This is a genomic window from Micromonospora lacuserhaii (assembly GCF_036902735.1).
Taxonomy (GTDB): Bacteria; Actinomycetota; Actinomycetes; order Mycobacteriales; family Micromonosporaceae; genus Micromonospora.
Map to the genome: position 1 here is coordinate 1 of NZ_JBAKHO010000103.1, position 6,380 is coordinate 6,380.

A 6,380-nucleotide genomic window follows, 5' to 3' on the forward strand; every position below is an offset into this window, starting at 1 on the left:
CGTCGAGGGCGAGTGGGACGAGGTGATGGCGGTGGTCAAGCAGGCGGTCGACGTGGTCGCCGCCGCGTTCGCCCGGGCCGGGCTGGACTGGGACGGCGCGGCCGTGGTCACCGCGCACGGGCGGGACCCGGGCCCCGCGCTCAACGCCTGCCGGGCGCTGCCCCTGGTCGCGGTGCTCACCGCGCCCGGCGCCGGGGCGGCCGAGATCGGCGCCGGGCTGGCCGGCTGGTCCCGCCGGCTGGTGGTGGCCGAGCTGCTGGGCACCGCCGCCGAGCGGGTCACCTGGACCACCCCGGAGCAGGCCGCCGGCCGGGCCTGGGCCGACCCGCACGTGCTGCTCAGCCTCGCCCCCGACGGGGCGCCGACCGTCGCGCTGCCGCCCGGCGTCCCGGCCGGGGCCACCGCCTCCGGTGGCCGCCCGACGGTCGGCGGGATGCGCGCCGACGACCAGCCCGCCGCCGCGCCCGCCGGCGGCTGGGCGCTGCCCGAGTCCGCGTACGCCCACCGGAACTCGATGATCACCAAGGCGGAGGTCCGCGCGCTCGCCGTCGCCCGGCTCCGCCCCCGGCTGGGTCGGCTGGTCTGGGACGTCGGCGCGGGCAGCGGGTCCGTCGGCATCGAGTGCGCCCTGCTCGGCGCCGCGGTGATCGCCGTCGAGCGCGACCCGGACGCCCCGATCGCCGCCAACGCCGCGCGGCACGGCGTCGACGTACGCGTCGTCATCGGCGCCGCCCCCGACGCGCTGCGCGGGCTGCCCGACCCGGACGCCGCCTTCGTCGGCGGCGGCGGCACCGACGTGCTCGCCGCGGTGGCGGCCCGCCGCCCCGCCCGGGTGGTGGTCACCCTCGCCGCCCTGGACCGGGTCGCGCCCGCGGTGCGCCTGCTCAGGGACGCCGGCTACACGGTCGAGGGCAGCCAACTCGCCGCCGCCCGCCTCACCGACCTGCCCGGCGGGTCGATCCGGCTCGCCGCCACCAACCCTGTCGTCGTCCTCACCGGGGAGCGCCCGTGACCTCCGTACACCCCGCCGACCCGCCCCGGATCGGGCTGGTCGCGGCCACCGCCGCCGGCCGGCGGCACGCCCGTACCCTCGCCGCCGGCTGGCCGCACGCCCGCCTCGTCGAGGGACCCGGCGTCGCCGACGCGCTGCGCACCGCCTGGGCGGAGTGCGACGCGGTCGTCGCGTTCCTGGCCACCGGGGCGGTGGTCCGGATCCTCGCCCCGTTGCTCGGCGACAAGCGGACCGACCCGGCCGTGGTGGTGGTGGACGAGGCCGCCCGGCACGCGGTCGCGCTGCTCGGCGGGCACGCCGGGGGCGCCAACGCCCTCGCCGCCGAGGTCGGCGCGCTGCTCGACGCCCGGCCGGTGGTCACCACCGCCACCGACGCGGTCGGTCTGCCCGGACTGGACACCCTCGGCTGGCCGGTCGAGGGGGCGGTGGCGGCGGTCTCCCGGGCGATCCTCGACGGCGAGCCCGTCCGGCTGGTTGCCGACGCCACCTGGCCGCTGCCGGCCCTGCCGGAGAACGTCCGCCCCGAGCCGGAGCCCGCCGGTGCCGCCGGGGCGGCCAGCGCCGACCGGGGCTGGCGGCTGCTGGTCACCGACCGGGTGGTGCCGGTCGACGCCCGGACCGCCGTGCTGCGACCGCCGTCCCTGGTCGCCGGGGTCGGTTCGAGCCGGGGCGTACCGGCCGCCGAGGTGGCCGGGCTGCTGCACCGGGCGCTCGCCGACGCGGGGCTGAGCGCGGCGAGCCTGCGCTGCCTGGCCAGCGTCGACCTGAAGGCCGACGAGGCGGGCATCGTGGACAGCGCCCGCGCGCTCGGCGTACCCCTGACGACCCGGACCGCGGCGCAGCTCGCCGCGGTCGACGTGCCACACCCCAGCGAGGTGGTCCGGGCCGCGGTCGGCACCCCGAGCGTCGCGGAGGCCGCGGCCCTGTACGGCGGTGGCACCCTGCTGGTGCCGAAGACCGCCTCGGCGATGGCCACCGTCGCGGTCGCCCGGCACGCCCCGCGCGGCCGGCTGGCCGTGGTCGGGCTGGGCCCCGGCGCGGCCGACCTGCGCACCCCGCGGGCCGTCGCCGAGCTGCGCCGCGCCGCCGTGGTCGTCGGCCTCGACCAGTACGTCGACCAGGTGCGTGACCTGCTCCGGCCGGGCACCCGGGTGCTCGCCAGCGGGCTCGGCGCGGAGGAGGAACGGGCCCGCGCGGCGGTCACCGAGGCCACCGCCGGGCACGCCGTCGCGCTGATCGGCTCCGGCGACGCCGGGGTGTACGCGATGGCCAGCCCGGCGCTGGACCACGCCGACGAGCGGATCGACGTGGTCGGGGTGCCCGGGGTGACCGCTGGGCTGGCGGCGTCCGCGCTGCTCGGCGCGCCGCTCGGGCACGACCACGTCTACCTGAGCCTGTCCGACCTGCACACCCCGTGGGAGGTGATCGCCCGGCGGGTCGCCGCCGCCGCCGAGGGCGACCTGGTGGCGCTGCTCTACAACCCGCGCAGCCGGGCCCGGGACTGGCAGCTCGGCGCCGCGCTGACCACCTTCGCCGCGCACCGGCCGCCCGACACCCCGGTCGGCGTGGTGCGCAACGCCAGCCGCCCCGACGAGCGGGTGCACCTGGCCACCCTGGCCACCCTCGACCCGACGGTGGTCGACATGTACAGCGTGGTGGTGGTCGGCAGCTCGCAGACCCGGATGGTCGCCGGCCGCATGGTCACCCCACGCGGCTACCGGTGGCGCGGATGACCGCCGTCGCGCCCGTGACCATCGACGCCTGCCAGGGCTGCGGCGCCTGCCTGCTCACCTGCCCCACGCACGCGATCCGGCCCGTCCCCGGCGGGCTGGCCGTCCGCGCCGAGGCGTGCACCGGTTGCCTGGAGTGCCTGGAGATCTGCCCGGTCGACGCCATCCGCGTCACCGGTACCGGCGCGGCGCCGCCCGCCGACCACCTTCAATCCGGAGGAGAGCGATGACTTCGACCTCGACCGCTGCCGTGCCCGACGGGCGGTGGAGCCGAGCCGAGCGGGTACGCCTCGGCGGCGTGGTGGCCGCCGTGGCCGCCCTGCACGTCGCCGGCTGGAGCCTCTACCTGTACTTCGGCGACCAGCCCGCCGCCGCCGGCGGGCTGGCCGGCGCGGGCACCCTGGCGTACGTGCTGGGGATGCGGCACGCCTTCGACGCCGACCACATCGCGGCCATCGACGACACCACCCGGCTGATGCTGCTGCGCGGCCGGCGGCCGGTGGGCGTCGGGTTCTTCTTCGCCCTCGGGCACAGCGCGGTGGTGCTGCTGCTGGCCCTGGTGATCGGGCTCGCCTCGGCCAGCATGACCGAGCAGGGCCTGGCCGGGGTCCGCGAGGTCGGCGGCGTGATCGCCGCAGCCACCGCCACCGCGTTCCTGCTGCTGGTGGCGGTGCTCAACGCGGTGGTGCTGGTCGGCCTGGCCCGGCTCTGGCAGCGGCTGCGCGCCGGCACGCTGGACGCGTCCGAACTGGAACTGCTGCTGCTCAACCGGGGGCTGATGAACCGGATCCTCGGCTCGCGGGCCCGCTCCCTGGTCCGCTCCTCCTGGCACATGGCCCCGGTCGGCTTCCTCTTCGGCCTAGGGCTGGAGACCGCCAGCGAGGTCACCCTGCTGTCCCTGTCGGCCAGCACCGCCGCCGCCGGTGGCCTGCCGGTGCTGGCCCTGCTCACCCTGCCGCTGCTCTTCGCCGCCGGGATGTCCGCCATGGACACCGCGGACAGCCTGCTGATGACCCGCGCCTACTCGTGGGCGTACCGGGTCCCGGCCCGGCGGCTCTGGTACAACCTGGCCACCACCGGGATGACCGTGCTGGTCGGCGGGCTGGTCGCCAGCGTCTACCTGGCCGGCCTGCTGGTCGACCGGTTCGGGGTGACCGCCCTGTCCGGGTACGCCTCGATCGCCGACCACTTCGAGCAGCTCGGCTACGCGGTGGTGGGGATCTTCGTGGCCGCCTGGGTCGGCGCGGTGGCGCTCTGGAAGCTGCTCGGCCACGACCGCCGGTACGGGTCGGTGGCGTCGTGAGCGCGAGGAGTGAGCCGGTCCTGCGAGCCCCGCAGTCGCGAACCGGGGTGGCCCGGTGACCCGGGTGGTGCATCCGATCGAGGAGGAGTCCTACCGGATCCTGCGCGGCCGGGTCGACCTGGGCCACCTGCCGCCGCTGACCCGCGCGGTCACCGAGCGGGTGGTGCACGCCAGCGCCGACCTGGCCTACGTCACCGACCTGGTCTGCGACGAGCCGGCGCTGCAACGGGGGCTGGCGGCACTGCGCGCCGGCGCGCCGATCGTCACCGACGTGTGGATGGTCGCCGCCGGCATCACCCGCGCCGGCCGGGAGATCGTCTGCCCGGTCGCCGAGCCGGCCGCCGTCGCGCTCGCCCGCGAGGCCGGGCTGACCCGCTCCGCCGCAGCTGTCCGGATCGCCCTGGGTCGGGTCGGACCGGGCGCGGTCTGGGTGGTCGGCTGCGCGCCGACCGCGCTGGTCGAACTGATCACCCTGGACGCGGCGCCGGCCCTGGTGGTCGGGCTGCCGGTCGGCTTCGTCGGCGCCGCCGAGTCCAAGGCGGCGCTGCGGGCCAGCGGCCTGCCCGCCGTGTCCAACGTCGGTGAGAAGGGCGGCTCGGCGGTCGCCGCCGCCGCCCTGAACGCCCTGCTCTACCTGGAGGAATCATGACCGCGCTGGTCATCGTCGGCCACGGCACCCGCAGCGCCGCCGGGGTCGACCAGTTCGCCGCGCTCGTCGACCGGGTCCGCCGCCGCGCGGCCGGCACGGCCGGCGACGTCGAGGGCGGCTTCATCGAGCTGTCCCGCCCGCCGCTCACCGACGCGGTCGGCGCGCTCGTCGCGCGCGGCCACCGGAACCTGGTGGCGCTGCCGCTGGTGCTGGCCGCCGCCGGGCACGGCAAGGGCGACATCCCGGCCGCGATGGCGCGCGAGCAGGAGCGCCACCCGGGACTGACCTACCGCTACGGCCGCCCGCTCGGCCCGCACCCGCTGCTGCACGCCGCGCTTGAGGCGCGGATCGACGCGGCCCTGGCCGGCGACGACCGGGCCGGCACCTGGGTGGCGCTGATCGGCCGGGGCTCCACCGACCCGGACGCCAACGCGGAGGTCGCCAAGGTGGCCCGGCTGCTCTGGGAGGGCCGGGGCTACGCCGGCGTCGAACCGGGCTTCATCTCGCTCGCCGAGCCGTCCGTGCCGGCGGTGCTGGACCGGCTGCGCCGCCTCGGCGCCCGGCGGATCGTGGTCGCGCCGTACTTCCTCTTCGCCGGGGTCCTGCCGGACCGGATCGTCGCCCAGTCCGGGGACTTCGCCGCCGCCCACCCCGACCTGGACGTCCGGGTGGCCGACCTGATCGGCGACTGCGACGCCCTCGCCGACCTGGTCCTCGAGCGGCACGCGGAGGCGCTGCGCGGGGACATCCGGATGAACTGCGACACCTGCGCGTACCGGGTGCTGATGCCCGGCTTCGCCGACAAGGTGGGGCGGCCGCAGACCCCGCACGACCACCCCGACGACCCGGTCGGCGGCCACCACCACCATCACCATCATCACGAGCCCGCGTTGCGTCCGGGGCAGGTGGCCATCGTGGGTGGCGGCCCCGGCCCCGACGACCTGATCACCGTGCGGGGCAGGGCGATGCTCGACGCCGCCGACGTGGTGGTCGCCGACCGGCTCGCCCCGCAGGGCCTGCTCGCCGGGCTGCGCCCGGGCGTGCTGGTGGTCGACGCGGCGAAGGTGCCCCGGGGCCCGTCGGTCGGTCAGGACACCATCAACGACGCCCTGGTCGACCACGCCCGCGCCGGGAAGCGGGTGGTCCGGCTCAAGGGCGGCGATCCGTACGTCTTCGGTCGCGGCCACGAGGAGGTCCAGGCCTGCGCCGCCGCCGGCGTCGAGACGGTGCTGGTCCCCGGGGTGAGCAGCGCGGTCGCCGCGCCCGCCCTGGCCGGCGTGCCGGTCACCCACCGGGGTGTCGCGCACGACGTCACCGTCGTCTCCGGGCACCTGCCGCCGGAGCATCCCGGGTCGCTGGTGGAGTGGGCGGCGTTGGGCCGGTCCCGGGGGACGCTGGTGCTGCTGATGGCGGTCGACACCATCGGCCGGATCGCCGAGGCGCTGATGGCCGGGGGCCGTGCGGCGGACACCCCGGTGCTGATGGTGCAGGACGCCGGGCACCCCGGGCAGCGGTCGCGGCCGACCACGCTGGACGAGGTGGGCGAGGTGGCCGCCCGGGAGGGCGTCCGGCCGCCGGCGGTCTTCGTTGTCGGGCCGGTGGTGGCCCTCGCCGCGGTCGCGGCGGTCGGCGCGGGCTGAGCCGCCGCGGGCCGGGCCGCCGCGGGCTGAGCTGCCGCCGGCTGGG

Annotated in this window: 6 protein-coding genes; all 6 read left to right on the forward strand. The window is 77.8% G+C overall.

What is annotated here, in order from left to right; genetic code table 11:
- Positions 1–1,012, forward strand: a 1,012-nt coding sequence (locus V6U81_RS28695; protein WP_334494134.1) for a bifunctional cobalt-precorrin-7 (C(5))-methyltransferase/cobalt-precorrin-6B (C(15))-methyltransferase, incomplete at its 5' end; no start/stop codon positions are given.
- On the forward strand, positions 1,009–2,745 hold the full coding sequence (gene cobJ / locus V6U81_RS28700; protein WP_334494136.1) for a precorrin-3B C(17)-methyltransferase: 1,737 nt from the start codon (positions 1,009–1,011) through the stop codon (positions 2,743–2,745). The genes V6U81_RS28695 and cobJ, both read left to right, overlap by 4 nt.
- Positions 2,742–2,972 carry a DUF362 domain-containing protein gene (locus V6U81_RS28705; protein WP_420884108.1) on the forward strand — a complete coding sequence of 77 codons (231 nt, stop codon included), beginning with the start codon at positions 2,742–2,744 and terminating at the stop codon, positions 2,970–2,972. The genes cobJ and V6U81_RS28705 overlap by 4 nt, the downstream gene beginning before the upstream one ends.
- The gene (locus tag V6U81_RS28710; RefSeq protein ID WP_334494139.1) at positions 2,969–4,045 is read left to right on the forward strand and encodes a HoxN/HupN/NixA family nickel/cobalt transporter; all 1,077 of its coding nucleotides are present in this window, start codon (positions 2,969–2,971) and stop codon (positions 4,043–4,045) included. The genes V6U81_RS28705 and V6U81_RS28710 overlap by 4 nt, the downstream gene beginning before the upstream one ends.
- 55 nt (positions 4,046–4,100) lie before the next feature.
- Complete coding sequence (locus V6U81_RS28715) at positions 4,101–4,694, forward strand: precorrin-8X methylmutase (RefSeq protein WP_334494140.1); 594 nt, start codon at positions 4,101–4,103, stop codon at positions 4,692–4,694.
- Positions 4,691–6,334 (forward strand): uroporphyrinogen-III C-methyltransferase, encoded by a 1,644-nt coding sequence (cobA, locus tag V6U81_RS28720; protein ID WP_334494142.1) that lies wholly within the window; start codon positions 4,691–4,693, stop codon positions 6,332–6,334. The genes V6U81_RS28715 and cobA overlap by 4 nt, the downstream gene beginning before the upstream one ends.
- Positions 6,335–6,380 lie beyond the last annotated feature (46 nt).

Excerpts from the sequence above, each read along its gene's own strand:
- cobA (WP_334494142.1), top strand. The coding sequence starts at position 4,691 with ATGACCGCGCTGGTCATCGTCGGCCACGGCACCCGCAGCGCCGCCGGG.
- V6U81_RS28710 (WP_334494139.1), top strand. The coding sequence starts at position 2,969 with ATGACTTCGACCTCGACCGCTGCCGTGCCCGACGGGCGGTGGAGCCGA.
- V6U81_RS28705 (WP_420884108.1), top strand. The coding sequence starts at position 2,742 with ATGACCGCCGTCGCGCCCGTGACCATCGACGCCTGCCAGGGCTGCGGC.